We start from the raw sequence: 21,980 nt of genomic DNA on the forward strand, positions 1-21,980 counted from the left end.
AAAAACCATCTGCTTCACTCTTAAGAGGTAACAGATGGTTTAATAATCTAATTTTTTTATCTAAAAGTTAAATATGTATTACACCAACTTGGATGCAATCAAATATTCTGCGATTTGAATTGTGTTTGTAGCAGCTCCTTTTCTTAAGTTGTCAGCCACAATCCACATATTTAAAGTATTTGCTTGGCTTTCATCACGACGAATTCTACCAACAAAAACATCATTCTTACCTTCAGCATATCTTGGCATTGGGTAAGTGAATGTATCTAAGTTATCTTGAACTGTAATTCCGTCGGTGTTGTGCAATATTGTTCTTACTTCGTTCACGTCAAAATTATTAGAGAACTCCACATTTACTGCTTCACTATGTCCACCAACAACAGGCACACGAACTGCAGTAGCAGTTAATTTGATGCTATCATCACCTAATATTTTTTTGGTTTCATTAACCAATTTCATTTCTTCTTTAGTATATCCATTATCCTCAAAACTATCGCATTGTGGAATACAGTTGCGGTTGATTTTGTATTTGTATACCATATCACCTTCAACACCTGCACATTCGTTTTCAAATTGTTGCACTGCTTTTACACCTGTTCCCGTGATAGATTGGTAAGTTGAAACGATCACACGTTTTACATTGTATTTTTTGTGCAATGGAGCCAAGGCCAATACCATTTGAATAGTAGAGCAGTTTGGATTTGCAATAATTTTATCTTCTTTAGTCAATTCAGAAGCATTGATTTCAGGTACTACCAATTTTTTAGTAGGGTCCATTCTCCAAGCCGATGAATTATCAATTACCGTAGTTCCAGCTTCGGCGAATTTTGGTGCCCAAACTAGTGACGTTTCACCACCTGCAGAGAATAAAGCAATATCTGCTTTCATATCTACAGCTGTTTGTAAACCAACTACTTTATATTTTGTTCCTTTGAATTCAATTTCTTTCCCAACTGATTTCTCTGAGGCAACAGGAATCAATTCTGTTACTGGAAAATTACGTTCAGCCAATACTTTTAACATGATTTCGCCCACCATACCGGTAGCTCCTACTACTGCTATTCTCATCGTATATTTTTATTATTTATTTCTAATTTGATTTTTGAATTGCAAAAGTAAGTAATATCTATTTCTAAACAAGCACGATAACAAAAAATAACAAAATGTTACAATTATAACATTTGTCTCGTTATTATAACTAGTACCGTATTTTAGACCTTGATTTACAACTACATGAATAACCAAATATTCTTTGGCAAGTAAAACTATTTTATTTAAAAGCCCGTTTAGAGTAGAAAAAACATAAGCGAAAGCAATAAATAAATATTCTTTTTATAACGATAACACATTATAATTACAAGACATAAAACAGAAAAACCGCTTCGATTAGGAAGCGGTTTTTCTAGTATCTATTCTTGAAATGAAATTATTTTTTCAATAAATCTCTAATCTGAATCAACAATTCTTCTTGAGAAGGTCCTGCTGGTGCTGCAGGCGCTGCTGCTGCTTCTTTCTTTTTAGTAGCTTCAGCTCCTCTTAAAATTACAAACACAAAAAATGCAATAATTACAAAATTAATTATCGCTTGAACAAGGTTACCATATGTAATTACGGCTGCTCCAGCTTCTTGAGCTGCTTCTAGATTTGCATATGTCTTCCCATCTAAAGTAATAAATTTAGTAGTAAAATCAATACCTCCTGTTATCAAACCAATAATTGGCATAATAACATCTGTCACAACTGAATTAATAACTTTACCAAAAGCAGCACCAATTACTACTGCAGTTGCTAAACTTAAAACATCACCTTTCATTAGAGAGGCTTTAAAATCACTAAAAAATCCCATATCTTTCTTTTTTAATTATAATTAACAGCTAAAGTAAGTATAAAATTATCAGTAAGCATTAATTCTCGTTTAAAACCCATTATTATCTATAAAAAACTCTTTTTACCCGCTGTGAAATACTAGTTAAAATTTCATACGGAATCGTATTTAATGCTTCTGCTATTTCTACAACCGTTGGGCTTTCGCCAAAAATAATGACATCGTCCCCCTCATTACAGGCAATTTCAGACACGTCAACCATTAGCATATCCATGCAAACGCTACCTATAATCTTTGCTTTATGTTGTTTTATGGTCACATACCCCACTCCATTACCCCAACCGCGTGAAATGCCGTCTGCATAACCGATCGGAATGGTCGCTATTTTGGTTTCTTTTTCTGCCATAAAGCGTCTGCCGTATCCAACACTATCTCCCGCTGGTATAGTACGTATTTGTGATATGAGCGATTTTAACGTCCCTACGTTTTCCAAAAATTTTTGTTCTTGCGGATCGTTGGAAACGCCATAAATCCCAATGCCTAGTCGTACCATATTGAATTGTGCTTCTGGAAAATTACTAATGCCTGAAGTGTTCAAAATATGACGGATCGGATTAATCTGCAACTCAGATGTTATTTGACTCGAAAGTTCATCAAAAAGCCGAATCTGGCCTTTGGCAAATTCATACTGTTTTTTATCATCGCTAGTAGCCATGTGCGATAAAATACTTTTGACTTGCACAGTGTGACTTACTTTCAAAATCTGAATTAATTCGGGGATATCTTTTCGTTCAAACCCCAAACGGTGCATCCCAGTATCGATTTTGATATGAATCGGAAAGTTTTTAATTTTTTTACTTTCTGCTATTTTTAAAAAATTTTTCAAACCCCGTAAACTGTAAATTTCTGGTTCTAATTGGTATTGAATAATAGACGAAAAACTAGTACTCTCTGGATTTAATACCATAATAGGCAAACGAATTCCGTCATTTTTTAATGAAATTCCCTCATCAGCGAAAGCTACACCCAAATAATCGACTTGATGGTGTTCCAGCAAACTTGCAATTTCAAGTCCGCCGTTACCATAGCCAAAAGCTTTGACCATGACCATAATTTTGACCTTTGGCTTTAATTTGGCTTTAAAAAAATTCAAATTATCACTCAAAGCATTCAGGTTAATTTCGAGAACAGTTTCATGTTTTTTTTGCTCCAAAACGGCTACAACTTCTTCAAATTCAAAACTTCGTGCACCTTTCACCAAAATGGTTTCATTCGAAAAATCTAGATTTGAAAAATCGGCTAAAAAATCGGCTGTATCAGTGTAAGTAATACAATTGACAAATCGATCTTTGAAAGCCGAAATTGTTGTACCTATTCCGATCACACGCTGAATATGATTGGCAACTACCAATTTGGCGACTTGGCTATACAAAGCTTCCTCCGTTAAACCACTTTGAAAAATATCTGAAAGTATAAGTGTTTTCTTTTGGAATTTATTTTGACTTTCTAAAAAATCCAATGCTATTTTCAATGATTGAAAATCAGAGCTGTAACTATCATCAATCAAGTTGCAATTATTGATTCCGTTTTTTACTTCCAAACGCATTTCTACAGGATACAACATCGCCATTCGGGTCTCAATGATTGCAGCGTCATAGTTCATATATAATAAAACCATCAGACACGATATAGCATTTTCAACGGAAGCCATATCTTCGAATGGAATTTCGATATCAAAATATTTTCCGTTATATCGATAACTAATAGTTGTTTTTTGATTCAAAATGATTGTTTTCGAAATAAAAACTGCAGCCGTATCATCGTCAAAACTCCAACTGAATGTTTTTATATTTTTCGAAAGTAAAGCATCTACTTTTTGGTCTTTCTTGTAGATCAAAACAGCGGCACTCTTAAATAGTTTTAATTTTTCACTTATTTTTTGATGAGTATTTTCAAAACCCACATCATGCGAAGTTCCTATATTGGTCAAAACACCAATAGTAGGTTTCACGATAGGCTCCAGCTTTTCCATTTCTGCAACGGTAGAAATTCCAACTTCAAAAATCCCCAAATTGTGCATCTCATTGATTCCTATCACAGACAGAGGGACCCCGACTTGCGAGTTAAAACTTTTTGGAGAACGAATGATATTAAAATCTGGACTCAATAAGAAATTCAGCCACTCTTTTACAATTGTTTTTCCGTTACTTCCCGTAATTCCAATTACCGGAAAATGAAATAATCCACGGTAATATATGGCAAACTTCTGCAAGGCAACCAAGGTATTGTCTACCACCAAAAAATGGGCTTTATTTTCTAATCCATCTGGAATATATGTCACTACAAAATTACGTACACCTCCAGCGATCAAGTCCTTTATATAGAGATGTCCATCATTATTTGGACCTATTAACGAAAAGAACAAGGTATTGGCTCCATTATGAGAAGATCGGCTATCAATGGAAACATGATCGATCATCACGTCATTGATATCTGTTGTGCAACTTGCCGAAAAAACAGAAATAATATTTTTTAATAGTATGCTCATGGTCTTTATATAAACTACGTCAAAAATAACACTTCTTACTCATTTCTTGATTAGCCAATTCTTTTATTTCAAAAAAACTCCAAATTCTTTACAGATAGCATTCATGAACAAAGTTGCTCAAACCTATTTTTAATTCTAGTGATAAAGTAAAAAAACTAAGCTAAATTTCATTTCTTACCTATCTAATTTTTAATAAATTATACAACCAAATCCCCACTCATGACATAGTATCATCAAACAATTTTATTATATTTGTAAGGCTAACCAATACCACCACATTGAAAAAATTTCTCACTTTCATTTCGTATCTCTTTCATCCGTTATTCATACCGCTCTACGCTACTTTTTTTTACGTATTTGCTAATCATTCGACAGCAATTACTAAAGAAAAATTACTCATATTTCTTCAAATAATCGTTGTTACTATTATTTTACCATTACTCGTCTTTATGCTATTGCGTTCCATAGGTAAAATAGGCTCTGTAATGGCACCAAAAATAGGAGAACGCAAAATCCCTTTATTAATACAATCCTTTTTGATTATACTATTAGTCAAAAAAGGAATTACAATTGAGCGCTATCCAGAGTTTCATTTCTTCTTTCTTGGGGCTCTATTCAGTTCGCTTACTGCTTTAATTTTACTATTTCTCAAGACCAAGGCGAGCCTTCATATGATCGGAATAAGTGCATTAACGGTTTTTGTTTTTGGCTTGAGTATTCATTTCCACACCCAAAATACTTTCTGGATTGGTTTTTTAATTTTTATGAATGGTGCAGTAGCATCGTCACGACTTGAAATGAAAGCACATACCTCAAGAGAGTTAACCATTGGACTCTTTATTGGTAGTATTCCACAACTGTTATTCCTGTTTGTCTGGTTATAGGATATAGAAAATAACCCCCAAATTGAGGGCATTCAAATTCAGTTTTTCATTCGAAATATCTGCTGATTTGAAAAGAGAATTCAAACCATAATAGGCATAAATATTGAACGTATTGTAACCTGTGGCCAAATACAATCCATACTGTAATTTCTCAAAATCTTTATTATTATTAATGACTATTTTGGAGTTATTTACTTCTGAAACATAACGATTAGAAACCAAATAACTAAATTTTACCCCACCATAAATACGCCAAAATTTATAGGATTCGTAGGTGGAAGTACGCCAACGAAACTCAATTGGAACATCTACGTACAGTTGAGAAAAACGGTTTTTACTGTAATCCGAAGCTGAAGCAAAAACCGAGTACGTATTGGTTTGTCCCGATTGACGAATTTTTATATTTTGAATGTTATTATTGTAGGTAAATCCCAAACCCGTGGCAAATGCAATATTTCTCTTTTTATTGACTGGCATATCTCTCAAAAAACCGGCTGAAAAACCAGTACTAAATTTACTTTGGTTTAAATTTGCAGGACCGTTTTGTAAAGTATTAAAGGTGAAACCAAAATAAAACTGATCTTCACGATAAAGTGAATCTACCACAACTAAAGTTGGTTTTTCTTCGTCTATGTCTTCCTGTGCAGATAGGTTAAAAAACGAAAACATAAATAGTAAAATCGGTAGTTGTCGCATTATAGAGTTATATTATAGAATAAATAAAAATCATTTTTGTTGAGTCCTTTTTTCTTTTTAAGATATTCTATCTAAGGTTATCATTAATAGAGCCAACGAAATGCAAATATAAATATTTAAAAGTACCTTTTCTAACTTATCAAATTTCAATTACCTTTCACTTACAAGTCAAAACACTTATATTTGACTATACTTTACTCCTTTATTATGCGATTTTCACTTTACATACTTTTACTAACAATGCTTTTCGGTTGTGGTAAAAAAACTTTCAAGACAGATCAAGTCCAACTTAAGCCTTTAAAAGCAAAAATTGATCCCGCTCATTTTGAGTCCATTATTGATGGAAAAAAAACACATTTGTATGTGTTGCGAAATAAAAACGGAATCGAAATTACCTTTACCAATTACGGGCAACGGCTTGTTTCCTTAATGGTTCCCGACCAAAACGGAAAATTTGAAGATATTGTCTTGGGTTTTAATACTCTCGAAGATTACAAAAATCCGAAAGCAAAATATATTGGAGCTATCATTGGCCGCTCTGCCAACCGCATCGCCAATGGAGAATTTACTGTACATCAAAATAAATATACACTTACGGTAAATAATGGTAAAAACCATTCTCACGGAGGTAATAACGGTTATAACAACCAAGTCTGGGATGCAGTACAACTGGCTTCCAACCAAATAGAATTCTCCCGTCTTTCACCAGATGGAGAAGAAGGTTACCCTGGGAATCTACAAGTCACTACCAAATACACTTTGACCAATTCAAACGAACTTATCATAGATTACAGTGCAACTACAGACAAGAGTACAATTGTAAATCTCACTAATCATTCGTTCTTTAATCTATCTGGTGAAGGAAACGGCAATGTCAACGATCATATTTTGATGATTAATGCCAATAATTACACTCCACTTAACGCTGACCAAATTCCAATTGGCGAAATTACTTCAGTACAAGGTTCTCCATTTGACTTTAGAGTTCCAAAAGCTATTGGTCAAGATCTACACCAACAAAACCAACAACTTACAATTGCCAGTGGTTACGACCAAAACTACGTTTTGAATAACAGCCCGAAAAACAAAAACGGTCTTGTATTTGCCGCCAAAATTACCCAACCCAAAAACGGTCGAACGCTTGAGATTTACACCAACGAACCTGGCTTACAATTTTATGAAAGCAATTATTTTGACGGTTCACTCATTGGTAAAAGTGGTAAGGCTTATCTTTACAGAGGGGCATTCTGTCTGGAATCACAGCATTTTCCTGATGCACCGAACCAAGGTAATTTTACCAAAACCACCTTAGAACCAGGACAAACATACCATTCTACCTGTGTATATACATTTGGAATACTATCAAAATAGGATAACTACTCTTGTCCTGTTCGTGCTACTTTGCTGTGGTCTATAATTTGTCCTTATTATTAGTCCTTAAAATAGGTGGTCTTTACCTAATTAACCTTTTCAGGCAAACTCAAGCTTTACTACATACATAAGTGCTAACCAACTTCAGATAATCTTGAATTAAATAATTCATATACTTTATAATAAACAAAAACCTCGAAATCCAATAATTTCGAGGTTTTTATTATAAGCGTAATAAAGTTTTTGGACTATAATTCATCTTCTAATTCTATATCGATGAAACGAAATCCTCCCATTGGGATATCAATTCCAACTGTAGAATTAGTAGTTCCTTTAAATTCTTCGTTGTTCAAAATATCTTTCATCTTCTTCACTTTGATGTTATTAATTTTAACGATTGCTTTGGCATTGTTTGGATTGATATATCCGTTTTCAACCAATGTCAAACGCAGTTGTTTTGGCCCTACTTGCGCAACAACCCAACCTACATTTCCAGAAACCGTAATCGGAATCAAGGCCGCGCTTTTCTTAATATCCTCTTCAATCACTTTGTAATATTCATTTGGAGCATAGGTCGTTTTTCCGTCCGCAGAAAAATAGTTCTTACCATCTGAATAATATTCTTTCGTAATGTTTTTGTACCATGGATGAATGTTGTCGACCAATGGTTTCCTAAATGCATTTTTATCGGCAAAAACACCTAGTTGTGGGGGCGTAATCAAAACCATCCCGTTACTATATTTCGGAATAAAGTTCAATCTTCTTTCGGTTGCACCTGCAGCATATCTTGAAAAATCCCATTCGGTTAATGGCGCTCCTGGCCATGTTCCGTTTAATCTACTGAAAGCGAAAGGTTCACTGTCTTTTTTATCTTTATCAAAAAAGGTCAACCATTTCACGTTACTCGCATCGTTAAGATACTCTTCGTCTGGATTGGCAATGCTTAAATGTACCGGCGAAAAGCTCAAAATATCAGCACGTTTTGGCACATAAATAGCACCTTGAGCCACTAAGTCCCAAAGCATACTCATGTATTCCTGATCCACTGGAAAATTATCAATAAACTGCGCTCCACTGGCAATAGAATACACCATTGTTCTTAAAAAATGGTTCGGCAACGTTTGGTTCGAATGCTGACGTAAACGGTCAAAACTAGTATTGTCTCTAGCGCAACGTGCTCCAAAACTATCAACGGAACCTGCAGCCCATAATCCTAATCTGGCTGTAAAACTTAATTCCATAGATTTATCGGTAGTTTCCTCCATGGCAGGAACAAACACACTAGCGTATTGCCCAGAAACCAAGGGTTGCCATTTGTCCATATACACACTTGATTGCCAAAACAAATGCTTATTACGCAGGTACAAACTACCATTTCTTGTTGAAGCATACTCAGCCAAAGGCAAGATTAAATCATTCATCACAAATGTAAATGCCTCTGAATGATCTTCCACTTCGGGGTATATAATTACTGTTTTATTACCGTTAGCCAAATCCAATCCTTTCTTGGTTGTTTCGACTTGGTACATATAAGGATCGTTACCATGACCCCCCCAATAAGAAATCCCTTTCCCATTGGACTGACTGTGTTTTTTGGCAAGTATCTCTAAGACTTGATCTTGAGTAAGTATATATTTCATTCTACCGTCACGTTTGTTTTTATACACTTCACTTGGCATCGCAGAACGGTCCCAGTTTTCTTTATCAAAACTACCTCCGTTCAAGAATACAGGATTTTTATACTTTGATTCAATTCGATCCATAGCTTCTGCTGCACCCTCTTTTTTTCTACTTTCAGACATAAAATAAACTGTAGCCGACTCTTTTTGATAAGAAGGTTTTTCAAACTTTTTTAAATTATCTTTTATAACTTTGGTATTTGATAATATGTCTTGTATTTTTCCTAGAGGAATTAAATTCTCGAAATCTTTCTTCCATTTTTTGTTATTAAGATCAATAATCTGAATGGCACTACCTCCACTTTGAGCACTGGCTAAAATCATTTTATTTGAATTTCGATCCATGCACATATCATTAAAAGAGAAACGTGTAGGTACTACTTCTGCTGTATTATCTTTTTCTCCTACGTTATTGATAACGATGTCGCTTCCAAAAAGAGAAATATAAGCTTGCTTACCATTATTATTGAATACGTCTGTTTGAATGACACGATACATCCCTCTATTGAGTGATTCTTTATTTTTTACATTTTTAAAATCAACTGCTGTCAATTTTTTAGGATTTGCAATGTCAATTTTTATAAAGGTCATTCCTTTTGCTTGCGCGCCGGTACGTCCCATTAAAACTTCACTATTACCATCTAGATCCACATCGGCAATCTTTAGATCACCATAAGGACCATTCTTTTTTATTACTATCGTTTCATAAGGTAATTTGTCCAAAGGGTTGAAAAAATAAACCGTACCGTTACCACTCATACTGTTTTGAACTCCATGTACTACCAATATTTCTTTACCATTAGCCAATTTTGCAGGTCTCAAAAAATTGGTAATATGCAATCCGCTTGGAGGCAACTCCTTGGCAGCTTTACTGGAAGCCTTCTCTACCGAATACGTTTTGGAAGCTATTTCACTTACCAATTGGCCTTTTGGAGATACATAATAATAACTGTTGTCATAACCGCCACAAACGACATAGGCCTTGCCTTCTTTTTTAACCACACAAACCGAATACATAGGAGCTTCATTTTGTTTGAATTTCCATAGTAATTTTCCTTTGCTATTCAAACAATAAACAGCACCATCTGCATTTGCAACAAAAATTTCATCAATGCCATCGTTATCAATATCACCAGTCCATAAATCATGATTCATGAAACCAGATAATTTATTCTCCCATCTTATTTCGCCATCATAGCCTACAGCCAAGACGGTACCTTCATAACTCGTACAGGCCACATAAGTGCCTTTTTTATCTACAGCAGTACGTACTTTGGTGATCGTGTATTTAGTATCAATACTAATCACGCCCTCGTCTTTAATTGTATTTGCATATCCAATTAGGGTGCTACTTATTAATACTACCGACAAATAGATTTTCATTCGGACTAAACGGTTACTTTTCATTTGATTTTTTAATTTAATCATTGGTTATTTTGGTTAAAAGCTAGATAGCAGTTGTTTTTCACACTGCTTTTCTAGTAGCTATACCAAAATACGTCTTTTATAATGGATGCGCTGTGTGAATGGGTAAATGAAATGTCTGTCTAAGTATATTTATTGGATTTTATAAAAAACTTTATGATCGCAGCTATTATATATAAGTCCTACTGTCCGTTCGGGCAAAGTCAAGAACCATTAGTACACTTACTTTGCTCGATCTCACAAAAGACAGTTGACTATTATACATTTATAACCAACACAGTAGAATTGGATGTTTTTCAATCCAGAGTTATCAGCTAAAATTAGCCAGCAAGTACAATACAACAAAAAATGCTCCCTACAAGGAAGCATTTTTTACTTTAGAGTGAACTGTACTTCTAAAAAAAGCATAAAAAAACCGCCAAACTTACTAAAAAGTTTGACGGTTTTATAAATATATTTAAAAGGAAATTATTTAATTACCAATTTGGTAATTCCTGATTTTCCTTCTGAAGTTAATTTTAATAAATAAACTCCTGAGCTTAATCCTGAAACATTCAATTGATAATTTGCAGAAACAGCTTTATCTGCTAATACCTCTGCGCCTAATGTATTGTAAACTGAAATTAAACCACCATTTTTTGAAGTAACACTTACAAAAGTAGTAGCTGGATTAGGATACACTCCAAAACCTTCAATAGTACTTGTTTTCGTAGACAAATTCGCAGTAGTAGTGGCAGTTATATCATCAACATATATAACATCTCCAGCCATCAAATTGGTTACGGCAATTCCATATCTAAATTGAGCAGTTGAATAAGGTGCAGTAGGTGTGAAAGAAAAATTAACTTGTTCCCAAGATCCATCTGTTTTAGTCGTAGTTTTTGTATCAGAAAACGTAGATAATTCAGTTACAACTGTTGTAGTTCCTGTTCTACCTTGACCTTGAATATCGATTGTTGGAGATACTCCACCTGCTCTTACTACTTTAACCCAAATTGACGCCACAATAAAATCTGAAGTTGAAGCTGGAAGAGTATGTATATAATTGTTAAAAACAAAATGTGTAGGATCTGTAGTCGCAGGAGTAGCAACATAGGTATGCTTTAAGCTGTAAGATCCTGCATGTTTTTCTGCTGAACTAACAGCAACATTAGCATAACTTTGATTAGCAGGACTCCATGGGGCAACTGAACCACCTAAATCTTCAAAACCTGGATTTTGAACGATACCACTCATAGATGCAGGAGGAATTGATTCAATAAATTCAATATTATCTATATATAATGATCCTGTCTCAGCAGGTACATAACCAATTCTTAGAAGAATATCTAAATCATTTATGTTTGATGTCCAATTCGCAACACCTGTCATGTCTATGTATGCAGTTGTCCATGTACCAGAACCAACTAAACCAGTACTACTAGGTGTTATGGGAAAAATAGTATTAGTTATCGCTCCAGTGGCACTGTTACCTTGTACTCTAAATTGTGAAGCAAGTGTTTCATTTTTATACCTAATCTTAATATATTTTTTAACACTACCATCAATCCCTTGTGTTCCTGGCACTGGCAATGCCGTGTTGTAACCAAAGTTTGCATTATTACTAGCTCTTGTAAGTTGTAATGCTCCAGTACCTACTTCACCTCCTGTTGCGGAGTAAGAAACAACACCTGTACCTGCATTACCAAAACCTTCAGCCCATCCTTGTTGACCTCCAGTTCGAAAATTAAATAGCTGTGCCGACATACTTGTAGCTGCAAAAAGCACAACTGCAAATGTTAATTTTTTAAGTAATTCTGTTTTCATAATAATTTAATTTAGTTAATATTAATATTTTAAATAGTGTAATTCAAAAGTATACAATTACCGATACTTTATTGTCTTTATGGGTAAGTAATAGGTCTTTATGAGTAAAATATCAAGCTACAACTTATTCATACCATAAATATATAGTTAATTCTACTCACCACCAAAAGAATCTTATCAATGCATAGTATTATTTTACCCCATTGAATTTTATCTTTATTTTATTAGGATAAATACCTATATATAATCACACATAAAGTAATTTTAATTGTCAATCATTTTATATTTATCAAATTTCAATGGTCTTACTCCATCTCCAATTGTTTTCAAAATACAGGAAAACTCGAATCGCTTAATACTTTTCTTTTTGGTAAAGCAACTACCATAAAGTTACACTATTTTACACAATTTACCTAATTAAAACACGGACCACCAAGCTTATCGTTTTACTACACGATTCTATTACAAGTCTATTTTTACTTTAGTTACACTTCTGAATAAACTAAAAGGGCATTACCGTTTTCCTCCTCAAACAAATAAACTTTACCACTGTTTTTTAAATGCTACTTTTTTTCCGGTAACTATTTTTATTCTCTAAAACAAAAAAGGTTTTCCTAGCAGATGCCTATTTTAATTCGAAAAAAAGTAGAAAGCAAGCACTAAGAGAAATAGTTTTGCGCTCTTTTTGGATTATTCGAATTTAAAAAAAGACAGGACACTACGTAATTATAGAAACAGTAATACTATGAAAAATCTTAACACCAGAGAAACTTCGCTAAAATCATAGAAGTCAAAAGTGTAACCACTACATGTTATATGAATTAGGAAAATTAAAAAATCCCCTCCGTTTATTCGGCAACAATTCTCCATTACTGAAGTTATTTCTAGAAAATATTTTCTTCAATACTACCAATCCCATTTTTCAGCAATACAGTTCCTTTATAATCCTATTTTATTAATACACATCAAAACTTCGATTCACTTTATTTTTTTAGAAACTAAAATTTAATAAAGTATATTTGACTATCATAAGGACTTTATACAATACCACTTCACTATAAAGTTCACTACTTTACACTATCAATTGAAGCCTTTTAATTGAAGGGTAAACCATTAATTTCAACTTTTAACGATGACCATTCAGCAGTATATTACCAAAATAACTATTTTATTTCAAACAGGCAACGCACGTGAACACTCCTACCGTGGTGATTTACAAAATTTAATAATGGCCATTTTACCAGATGTTTTGGTAACCAATGAACCCGCACGCGTAGCCTGTGGTGCACCTGATTATGTATTGACACGCAAAGATATTCCTGTTGGCTATATTGAAGCCAAAGACATTGGCGTGGATTTGGGTAGTAAAACTCTAAAAGAACAATTTGATCGCTACAAATCAGGGCTATCCAATTTGATTTTTACAGATTATATGGACTTTCATTTTTATAAAGACGGTCAGTTAATCACAAAAATTGCCATTGCAAAATTAGACAATGGCAATATTATTCCGATTGAAGGTAATTTTAATGAGTTCACACACCTCATTCAAAATTTTGCCGAAGTCATTTCGCAATCCATCAAATCGCCAACGAAGCTAGCGCAAATGATGGCGGGAAAAGCACGGTTGATGGCTGATGTTATCGAAAAATCATTAAACCATGACGATGTTGAAAACACCCGATCACAATTAAAATCACAAATGCTATCGTTCCAGCAAATGTTGATTCATGATATTGACAACAAATCATTCTCGGATATTTACTCGCAAACCATTGCATATGGTATGTTTGCCGCGCGCTATCATGACCCTACTTTGCCTACTTTTTCTCGAATGGAAGCAGCGGAACTAATCCCGAAATCAAATCCATTTTTACGAAAATTATTCCAAGACATTGCGGGTTACGATCTTGATAGCCGTTTGGTGTGGATTGTAGATGAATTGGTCAGCATATTTCTGGCGACAGATGTGGCGCATATCATGAAAAACTTTGGTAAAAGCACCAAGCAAGAAGATCCCGTTGTGCATTTTTACGAAACCTTTTTGGGCGAATACAATCCTGCGCTACGCAAAGCACGTGGGGTTTGGTACACGCCGCAACCCGTGGTTAATTTCATCGTTCGTGCCGTAGATGATATTTTGAAAACCGAATTCAATTTGCCACAAGGTTTGGCAGATACTTCCAAAACCAAAATCAAAAAGAAAGCCGTTACCCAAACGGGCAAAGGCGCCAAATCGAAAATTATTGAAGTCGAAACTGAAATTGAAGTGCACAAAGTACAAATCCTAGATCCCGCCACAGGAACAGGAACGTTTTTGGCAGAAGTAGTGAAACACATTCACCAAAAATTTAAAGGACAACAAGGCATTTGGAGCAAATATGTAACCAATGATTTAATTCCGCGTTTGAATGGTTTTGAGTTATTAATGGCGAGTTATGCTATGGCACACTTAAAATGGACATGCTTTTGACTGAGACCGGTTACAAACCGACCACCCCGCCCGATGGGCACCCCTCCAAAGGAGGGGAAGAGCAAAGGTTGAAAATATTTTTGACCAATTCACTCGAAGAAGCCCATCCTGATACCCAAACCTTATTTAGTTCTTGGCTATCTGACGAAGCCGACCAAGCGAATGCAATTAAGCGTGATGCGCCTGTAATGGTGGTGATTGGGAATCCGCCGTATAGTGGAGAAAGTTCCAACAAAGGCGAATGGATTATGAACTTGATGGAGGATTACAAAAAAGAACCAGGAGGGAAAGAAAAATTAAAAGAACAAAACTCTAAATTTATAAATGACGATTATGTAAAATTTATGCGTTTCGGGCAACATTTTATTGATAAAAACGGAGAAGGAATTTTAGCTTTTATCAATCCTCATGGTTTTTTGGACAATTTCACTTTCAGAGGAATGAGATGGAACTTACTAAATAGTTTTGATAAAATCTATACAATTGATTTGCATGGAAATAGCAAGAAAAAAGAGGTTTGCCCTGACGGTTCTGTAGATCAAAACGTATTTGATATTATGCAAGGCGTTTCAATAAATCTGTTTATAAAAACTGGAAAAAAGAACAAAGAGGAGTTAGGAGAAGTTTTTCATTTCGATTTATTTGGAAAAAGAGAATCAAAATATGACTTCCTAATTAAAAATGGAATTAAAACAATTCCTTATAACAAAGTTAATCTAGAAGAACCAAACTATTTCTTTGCAGATAAAAAACTAAATGATTTTGAGGTTGAAAAAAGTACTTTTATAATTAATGATTTATTTCAAATTAAATCATTAGGATTATTAACAAAACGTGACAAACTAGCAATTGATTTTGATACTGAAAACTTAAAAACTAAACTTAATTATTTTTTCGACAAATCCAAATCAGTTGATGAAGTATGCAAAACATTTGATTTGGTAATTAAAGATAAGGACAAATGGGATGCTAATTTAGTCAGAAGCACTACAGACACAAGTAATATTGATGAAAAAATTCGTAAAGTTGAATATAGACCATTCGATAAAAGAAAAGTTTATTATGATTCACAAATTGTTGCAAGACCCAACACAAAGGTTCTAGGTAATTTTTCAAAAGATAATTACGCTTTAATTTCAGGAAAACAAGGACAAGCAGTAGGCAATATGGCTTGGAACTTAGCATTTATAAGTAATACAATAACAGACCAAAACATTTACTATCGTGGAGGAGGCACAGTTTTCCCACTCTACCTTTACCCTGAACCCAATTCCCAACAAAACCTATTAGAAACTTCTGAGCGAGTACCAAACTTAAACATGGAAATGGTCAAGAAATTTGCAGATGGTTTGGGTTTGAATTTTGTTGCCGAAAAAACCAGCCCACCCTACGGGCACCGCTCAAAAGGGGAATTCCAAAACGGAGAAATAGCACCCATCGATCTTCTTGATTATATCTATGCCGTTTTGCATTCGCCTACGTATCGTGAGACTTACAAAGAATTTTTGAAAATTGATTTTCCAAGAGTACCTTATCCAACCGATGTTACAAAATTTTGGGAGTTAGTTGTATTGGGTGGTCAATTGCGTCAGTTGCATTTACTAGAAAGCGAAACCGTAGAAAACTACATCACCGAATATCCCGAAGATGGCGATAATATTGTAGGAAAACCAAAATATGTCATTAGCAAGCCGCTCAATTCCCCTCCATTGGAGGGGTGCCCGAAGGGTGGGGTGGTAAATACAAACATCGAAACACCCCATTTCATCATAAAAAACACCACTATTTATCACAATACGATAACCGAACTTCCTTATAATCCAAAATTAAAACAAAGAGCAAAAGAACTTAGATATGCTGAAAATTTATCCGAAGTGTTATTCTGGATGCAGGTTCATAAAAATCATTTTTATAAAATAGATTTTGACAGACAGCGCATCATTGGTAATTACATTGTCGATTTTTATGTGAAAAAATTAGGACTAGTTGTTGAAATTGATGGCTCAAGTCATGATGGTAAAGAAAAATATGACGCGGAAAGAGAGCGATATTTGAATTCTTTAGGATTAAAAATCTTTAGAATACCCGTTGTTGATGTATTGCAAAACATGTTAAAAGCACTATCAGATTTAGAGCGTTTTATTATTGAACATTATAGTGTTTCATTAGATCATGAAAAACCACCCCGCCCTATGGGCACCCCTCCAATGGAGGGGAATTGTGATACTGACAGTACAGAGAATCACCAGCACCAAAATCTAGGTCGTGTTTACATCAACGAAACCCAATATTTTGATAAGGTACCCGAAACCGCTTGGAACTTCTATATTGGTGGCTACCAGCCCGCTCAAAAGTGGCTCAAAGACCGCAAGGAACGAGAATTATCATTTGAGGATATTTTGCATTATCAAAAAATGATTGTAGCGTTATTCGAGACCGATAGAATTATGAAGGAGATTGATAAAATTGAATTATAAAAAGAACTAATGGGCTGTGATATTTCTACACTAAGCAATCATAATTTAGACTTGTGTACTATCGAAGCCTTGGCAAATGACCTAGCCAATCGCCTTTGTTTTTCGGTAGAATACGGGTACTACAGCCATTCAAAATACGCAACATTACTAGGACATGAAACAAAAGATGATTTTATTTTATTAGGAACTATTGAAAAAAAACCATTTATAAGTAAATACAGGCTGACCTCTTGTAATTACCAACAAAGATTGCTTTTTGAAAAACATGGAGATGCATTGTTTCAAATGAGTGCGTATTGGAACTGGTATGAATCGACTGATGAAAAACCTTTGCCCGACCCAAAAAGTATTTCTGAAGAAGAACGAGAAATTGCCTTAGCAAATTATGATTTTGAGCCACTTTCAGTGAATGGTGAATACGATTACCTCACTATTTATGATGAAATAGTCGATATCGATTTTTACTACTATTCACGTTGGTGGACATTATGCGATACTATTCAAGAAAGAGATAGTTTTTACCACGGTCACTTTGATAAATTTCGCCTACAAAAAGCCAAATTGACAAAATTATTAGGGGGTGACAAATTGTATTATATCAATGATCAAAGCAACTTTTTGGAAGGAGTAGGACAAGGTTCAGAAGCTGAATTTACTTGGGAAGGAGTACAAAATCACATTCAAGAAAAATTGGGTGATTGTTTGATTTCTATTTCGAAATCTCTTTTAGATCAAAGGTATCAATTGAATATTAAACTACTGGACTATAAAAAGATTGGTTTTCTAGATGATTTTGAAGATATAAAAGATTGTTTGTAACCTTGTTTTAAGATCTTTCTATTGATTCTAATCGATTTTCACTTATTAATTCAATCTAAGGAATAAAATATTAAACACATGAATATTCACAAATACGTGAACAAATTGCGTGTTTGCAAAACCAATTATGGACATAAAATTTCAAAAAGAGTACTTATCCGACCTTTACCAAGGAATTGTAAAGCCGTATAAAGAATTCAAATCCAATCCCCAATTGGTTAAACAATATGTAAAAACGATTAATGTGTTGAAATCCGTCACTCGCATTGAACAGTTATATCAAATAAAAGTTTGCATTATGAAAAAAAAGAAGGCGACCTCAAAGGGGTCAGTGCCGTTTATGTCAATAAGCAGTACCGCGTTCTTTTTTATGAAGTAGCTTCTGCTTCAGATGATCTAAAAATCGATGTATTAGAAATCGAAGATTTAAGTAAACATTACGAAAAACAACAAAAGATGACGACGACAACTATAATTCCGTTAATTGCTACACACCCAGGCACTTTTTTGGTAGATGAAATTGAGGCAAACGACTATTCTCAAATAGAGTTTGCAAAACTAATAGGATTCAACCGCAGCCAACTCAATGAAATCATAAAAGGAAAAAGAAATATTAATGCCGAAACAGCATTGCTATTAGAAAAAGCCCTTGGCATTGATGCTGATTTTTGGCTTGAAATGCAAAAAAACTACGACTTAGACATAGCTCGTATCACAGAAAAAAATAAATTACGTTTAGAAGCAATAGAAATTTGGAATGTAATTAAGAATTTCATTCCTATTTCTTTTTTTAAGAAAGAAAAAATAATTTCAGGAGATCCATGTTTAGATATCGAGCGTGTTAAAACTGTTTACCACGTCTCAAACATAGACCAATTGGCGACTATGAGTGTGCAAAGTAATTTTGCAAGATTTAAAAAATCTACTAAGCTTCATGCAGATGTGGTAAATATTATGGGATGGGTTAAACTAGTGCAATTTAGAGCTAGTGAAACAAATGTAATTTCTTTTAATCAGGAAAGTAAAGAAGACTTAATTAAAACCTTAAAACATATTCTGTTCGAAAATAAAGATGTACTAATGAAAGTACAAAAATGTCTTTCAGAATATGGTATAAAGTTGATCTACCAAGAAAAAGGAGATAAAACACCAGTTGACGGTGTTTCTTTCTGGAGTGATGGAAACCCAGCAATTGGCATGACTTTGAGACAAAAAAGATTAGATAACTTTGCATTCACTTTATTTCATGAACTAGGGCATGTTTACGAGCACTTGGTCAACAACAATCAAGCAGAATTTATCGATCTTAACAGTAAAAATGAAGACGGTGATTATAAAAATTCTACCGAAGAGAAAGAAGCAAATCTTTTTGCGCAAAATGAATTAATCAATCCCGAAGATTGGAATCAATACAAGCGAGATAGTTATAAAATCAATCAAGATGAAGCGATAGTACCATTTTCAATGAGAATCAAAACACACCCAAGTATTGTGCGAGGAAGAGCTTGTTTCGAATTAGATGATTTTAAAACCTACACAACGATTGACAATGCAATTCACTAATTTAACGTTATAAAATTACAACTAGTAATAAAGTCATGTTAGCCAAACAGGAAAAAGTTAACACGTTGTACTACTCATGTTAAACAAATCAATAAAAAGTAACCTATTTAATATTGATAAACAATTTCTTTCCAATGTTACAAATTTGGGTGTAAAATTGGGTTTGAATAAAGTTTGATTAGAATTAAATACAATAATTAGAATAAATAGGATTAAGTCCGTTGATCCCACTAGGGCGTCTCACAAAGAAATCTTGCTTGACATTTGCATGCCTGAGCCTTTTTTGTTTTATAGCTTAGCCAAACTAAAAAGTTTGACACGCTTTAAAACAAAAAATGCTCCCCTTTCAGGAAGCATTATTTCTTTGCAGAGAGGAAGGGATTCGAACCCTCGATGCAGTTGCCCACATACTAGCTTTCCAGGCTAGCTCTTTCAACCACTCAGACACCTCTCTAATTGGGATTGCAAATAACTCAAAAAAAAACGAATTAGAAAAGCAAAAATGAGTTTTATATTTTTTTGATTACTAAAAAAAACACAACATTCTCTTTTTCAATACCAAAGACATATAAACCATGATGCAACTGGATTTTTTTTGTTCTAAGGACACTCATTTTATAACGAAACGCAGGATCACTTCTGCACTATTTCAATAATATACAACCATTGCTAAAAAAAAAGGTTGTAGTATCGCTAAGCAACACTACAACCTTTATTATTGGTATTGGATTTTAATTTCGATAATTAAGTTTCACCCATTTTAAATCATCCCAATATATACTTTGTCCCACTACTACTCCTGTATTATCAGCTGGTTCCATTGCGATTCTAAATTTAGTTCCCGAACTAATCGCAGCAGTTGTAATTTCTTTGGTCATTTGAACCCATTCTCCTGTTGGTATAGCAGATACATCCCAATTATCAACGGTAAATGTTGGTCCATCCAAAATAGTATTGAATTGTTGAATTGTATTTCCTGCTTCTACAAATACCCTAAAAGAAACGATATAAGTACCAGCTGGAATACCTTTTGGCTTAGAAAAATTGGTCCCTTGTAATTTCAATGACTCAACACCTCCCACTGGCACAGTGTACTGCATACTGGCTGTACCCTCATAGGCACGCGATGTTGTACGTTGGTAGATAGGATCGGCTGCACTACCATTACCATTTCCAACAAACCAACCCGACACAAAAGCTGCTTTGAAATTTCCAACCGATTTTTCGAACCCTGCAAAACTAGATTCCAAAACATTATTTCCCAATGCCATTTCAACAGGAATGGGTCTAAAGCTTTTTAAAACTCGATCATCAACAGAGAGAATCGTACCCGCAGCATAGGCCAAGGTCACGTTATCTGTATTAAATAATTCTTCTTTAAGAACTACTTTTATAATAGAAGGATCTACTGCATCTATAGCCACTTCGGCTACTGCTACATTTTGATCAAAACCCGCAGCCGTATTGGTCACGTGCACTACAAAATTGGTCGGAATATTATCTACTGAAACTGCTTCGCCAGTTACAGCAAATGAAATCACTTTCCCATCCAAAGTTGCTTTTCCATCTTGAACAAATGGTTTGGTTGATGGAATTACTTTTATCTTTAATGGAATTAATTTGGTTGCAGTGGCATCAGGAACACCGTCTCCAGTTCGATTAATATCCATTGAAGCCGTATAATCACCGGGTTTGTTATATTTAATGCTTGATGATTTTCCATTGCTCTCTTCGGGCTTACCTCCTACAGTAAACCAAGTTCTGGTGGTTGGCTCTCCTGTTGTTGACAAATCTTCAAAAACAAGTTCTTCACCTGCTTCTATCGTTACGGTTTTCCAAGTGGCCAACCCTTCTATGGTAGGCATTTGTGCTTCGGTAAGCGATAGAACTTCTACCAAAGTGGGATTATTAGGATCTATACTGTAATCGTACTTTGACACTTTGCAGGCTGGACTAATGGCTGCAAATACTTTTACGGTAAATACCTTTTCTACTACCCAATTATCACCTACTTTGATCCCACCTTCAACCTCGTATTTAAATTCATTTTTCAGCTTCACTTCATAATCACCTGCTTCTGTAAACAATACATTTACTGTATTATTAGTCGTTGTTTTTTGATTATTCGAAACAATAAATTTAGAAAAATCTGTCGTTAACGAAGAGAATTTACCTTCTAGAAAACGCCCAGATTCAGGAATACTCCATTCATGTACAACCGTATTCTGAGAGGCATCCAAGAAAGTAATAAAACTACCGACACCCAAAACGTAATCTGAGTCACTGAAACTCTGGCTGGTGTACCAACCAAAACTAGCATAATCATCAAATGGTGCTTCATAATTATTCTCACAACTTAGAGTCAAAAAGAAACCTAAAGTGACTAGAAATATATTTTTTATGTTTTTCATCTA

At 34.4% G+C, this 21,980-nt stretch carries 13 protein-coding genes and 1 tRNA gene; 6 read left to right on the plus strand and 8 right to left on the minus strand.

The window, feature by feature from the left end:
• Positions 1 to 78: 78 nt before the first annotated feature.
• The 3 genes from M2326_RS02330 to M2326_RS02340 all read right to left on the minus strand — a co-directional run bounded on the left by M2326_RS02330 (position 79) and on the right by M2326_RS02340 (position 4,373).
• Positions 79 to 1,068, minus strand: a complete 990-nt coding sequence (locus tag M2326_RS02330) for an aspartate-semialdehyde dehydrogenase (protein ID WP_264617942.1) — start codon at positions 1,066 to 1,068, stop codon at positions 79 to 81.
• Between the two features lie 358 nt (positions 1,069 to 1,426).
• Positions 1,427 to 1,846 carry a large conductance mechanosensitive channel protein MscL gene (gene mscL / locus M2326_RS02335; RefSeq protein ID WP_264617943.1) on the minus strand — a complete coding sequence of 140 codons (420 nt, stop codon included), beginning with the start codon at positions 1,844 to 1,846 and terminating at the stop codon, positions 1,427 to 1,429.
• Between the two features lie 82 nt (positions 1,847 to 1,928).
• Entirely contained in the window at positions 1,929 to 4,373 is a 2,445-nt protein-coding gene (locus M2326_RS02340; RefSeq protein ID WP_264617944.1) for a bifunctional UDP-N-acetylmuramoyl-tripeptide:D-alanyl-D-alanine ligase/alanine racemase, read from the minus strand.
• A 278-nt stretch (positions 4,374 to 4,651) separates the two neighbouring features.
• On the opposite strand from M2326_RS02340, the gene M2326_RS02345 reads away from it, so the two are divergent.
• Positions 4,652 to 5,257 (plus strand): hypothetical protein, encoded by a 606-nt coding sequence (locus M2326_RS02345; protein ID WP_264617945.1) that lies wholly within the window; start codon positions 4,652 to 4,654, stop codon positions 5,255 to 5,257.
• Here M2326_RS02345 and M2326_RS02350 read toward each other — a convergent pair.
• The gene (locus M2326_RS02350) at positions 5,252 to 5,953 is read right to left on the minus strand and encodes a porin family protein (protein ID WP_264617946.1); all 702 of its coding nucleotides are present in this window, start codon (positions 5,951 to 5,953) and stop codon (positions 5,252 to 5,254) included. The genes M2326_RS02345 and M2326_RS02350 overlap by 6 nt on opposite strands.
• A gap of 207 nt (positions 5,954 to 6,160) precedes the next feature.
• Between M2326_RS02350 and M2326_RS02355 the strand changes: the two genes are divergently transcribed.
• The gene (locus tag M2326_RS02355) at positions 6,161 to 7,324 is read left to right on the plus strand and encodes an aldose epimerase family protein (RefSeq protein ID WP_264617947.1); all 1,164 of its coding nucleotides are present in this window, start codon (positions 6,161 to 6,163) and stop codon (positions 7,322 to 7,324) included.
• A 248-nt stretch (positions 7,325 to 7,572) separates the two neighbouring features.
• Here the strand turns inward: M2326_RS02355 and M2326_RS02360 are convergent, their stop codons facing one another.
• Complete coding sequence (locus M2326_RS02360) at positions 7,573 to 10,431, minus strand: outer membrane protein assembly factor BamB family protein (RefSeq protein ID WP_264617948.1); 2,859 nt, start codon at positions 10,429 to 10,431, stop codon at positions 7,573 to 7,575.
• 465 nt (positions 10,432 to 10,896) lie between these two features.
• Positions 10,897 to 12,234: a T9SS type A sorting domain-containing protein gene (locus tag M2326_RS02365; RefSeq protein ID WP_264617949.1), complete on the minus strand. Its 1,338-nt coding sequence runs from the start codon at positions 12,232 to 12,234 to the stop codon at positions 10,897 to 10,899.
• A gap of 1,132 nt (positions 12,235 to 13,366) precedes the next feature.
• Here M2326_RS02365 and M2326_RS02370 point away from each other — a divergent pair.
• The 4 genes from M2326_RS02370 (at position 13,367) to M2326_RS02385 (ending at position 19,566) form a co-directional block, all read left to right on the plus strand.
• Positions 13,367 to 14,707: an N-6 DNA methylase gene (locus M2326_RS02370; protein ID WP_264617950.1), complete on the plus strand. Its 1,341-nt coding sequence runs from the start codon at positions 13,367 to 13,369 to the stop codon at positions 14,705 to 14,707.
• The gene (locus M2326_RS02375; RefSeq protein ID WP_264617951.1) at positions 14,704 to 17,184 is read left to right on the plus strand and encodes a type ISP restriction/modification enzyme; all 2,481 of its coding nucleotides are present in this window, start codon (positions 14,704 to 14,706) and stop codon (positions 17,182 to 17,184) included. Before M2326_RS02370 ends, M2326_RS02375 begins: the two co-directional genes overlap by 4 nt.
• Before the next feature lie 9 nt (positions 17,185 to 17,193).
• On the plus strand, positions 17,194 to 18,003 hold the full coding sequence (locus tag M2326_RS02380; protein ID WP_264617952.1) for a hypothetical protein: 810 nt from the start codon (positions 17,194 to 17,196) through the stop codon (positions 18,001 to 18,003).
• 291 nt (positions 18,004 to 18,294) lie between these two features.
• On the plus strand, positions 18,295 to 19,566 hold the full coding sequence (locus tag M2326_RS02385) for a HigA family addiction module antitoxin (protein ID WP_264617953.1): 1,272 nt from the start codon (positions 18,295 to 18,297) through the stop codon (positions 19,564 to 19,566).
• Positions 19,567 to 19,933: 367 nt separating this feature from the next.
• On the opposite strand, the gene M2326_RS02390 is transcribed toward M2326_RS02385, so the two are convergent.
• Together M2326_RS02390 and M2326_RS02395 are read right to left on the minus strand one after the other, a co-directional pair.
• Positions 19,934 to 20,020: transfer RNA gene (locus tag M2326_RS02390), tRNA-Ser, on the minus strand.
• Between the two features lie 277 nt (positions 20,021 to 20,297).
• The gene (locus tag M2326_RS02395) at positions 20,298 to 21,977 is read right to left on the minus strand and encodes a hypothetical protein (protein ID WP_264617954.1); all 1,680 of its coding nucleotides are present in this window, start codon (positions 21,975 to 21,977) and stop codon (positions 20,298 to 20,300) included.
• Positions 21,978 to 21,980: the final 3 nt, after the last annotated feature.

Origin of the sequence: Flavobacterium psychraerolatum (genome assembly GCF_025960985.1) — a bacterium.
Taxonomy (GTDB): Bacteria; Bacteroidota; Bacteroidia; order Flavobacteriales; family Flavobacteriaceae; genus Flavobacterium.

Bases quoted from the DNA above. Each gene is read 5' to 3' on its own strand.
- M2326_RS02365 (WP_264617949.1), bottom strand. From the start codon at position 12,234: ATGAAAACAGAATTACTTAAAAAATTAACATTTGCAGTTGTGCTTTTT.
- M2326_RS02340 (WP_264617944.1), bottom strand. From the start codon at position 4,373: ATGAGCATACTATTAAAAAATATTATTTCTGTTTTTTCGGCAAGTTGC.
- M2326_RS02370 (WP_264617950.1), top strand. From the start codon at position 13,367: ATGACCATTCAGCAGTATATTACCAAAATAACTATTTTATTTCAAACA.
- M2326_RS02395 (WP_264617954.1), bottom strand. From the start codon at position 21,977: ATGAAAAACATAAAAAATATATTTCTAGTCACTTTAGGTTTCTTTTTG.
- M2326_RS02380 (WP_264617952.1), top strand. From the start codon at position 17,194: ATGGGCTGTGATATTTCTACACTAAGCAATCATAATTTAGACTTGTGT.
- M2326_RS02330 (WP_264617942.1), bottom strand. From the start codon at position 1,068: ATGAGAATAGCAGTAGTAGGAGCTACCGGTATGGTGGGCGAAATCATG.
- M2326_RS02360 (WP_264617948.1), bottom strand. From the start codon at position 10,431: ATGATTAAATTAAAAAATCAAATGAAAAGTAACCGTTTAGTCCGAATG.
- M2326_RS02350 (WP_264617946.1), bottom strand. From the start codon at position 5,953: ATGCGACAACTACCGATTTTACTATTTATGTTTTCGTTTTTTAACCTA.
- M2326_RS02355 (WP_264617947.1), top strand. From the start codon at position 6,161: ATGCGATTTTCACTTTACATACTTTTACTAACAATGCTTTTCGGTTGT.
- mscL (WP_264617943.1), bottom strand. From the start codon at position 1,846: ATGGGATTTTTTAGTGATTTTAAAGCCTCTCTAATGAAAGGTGATGTT.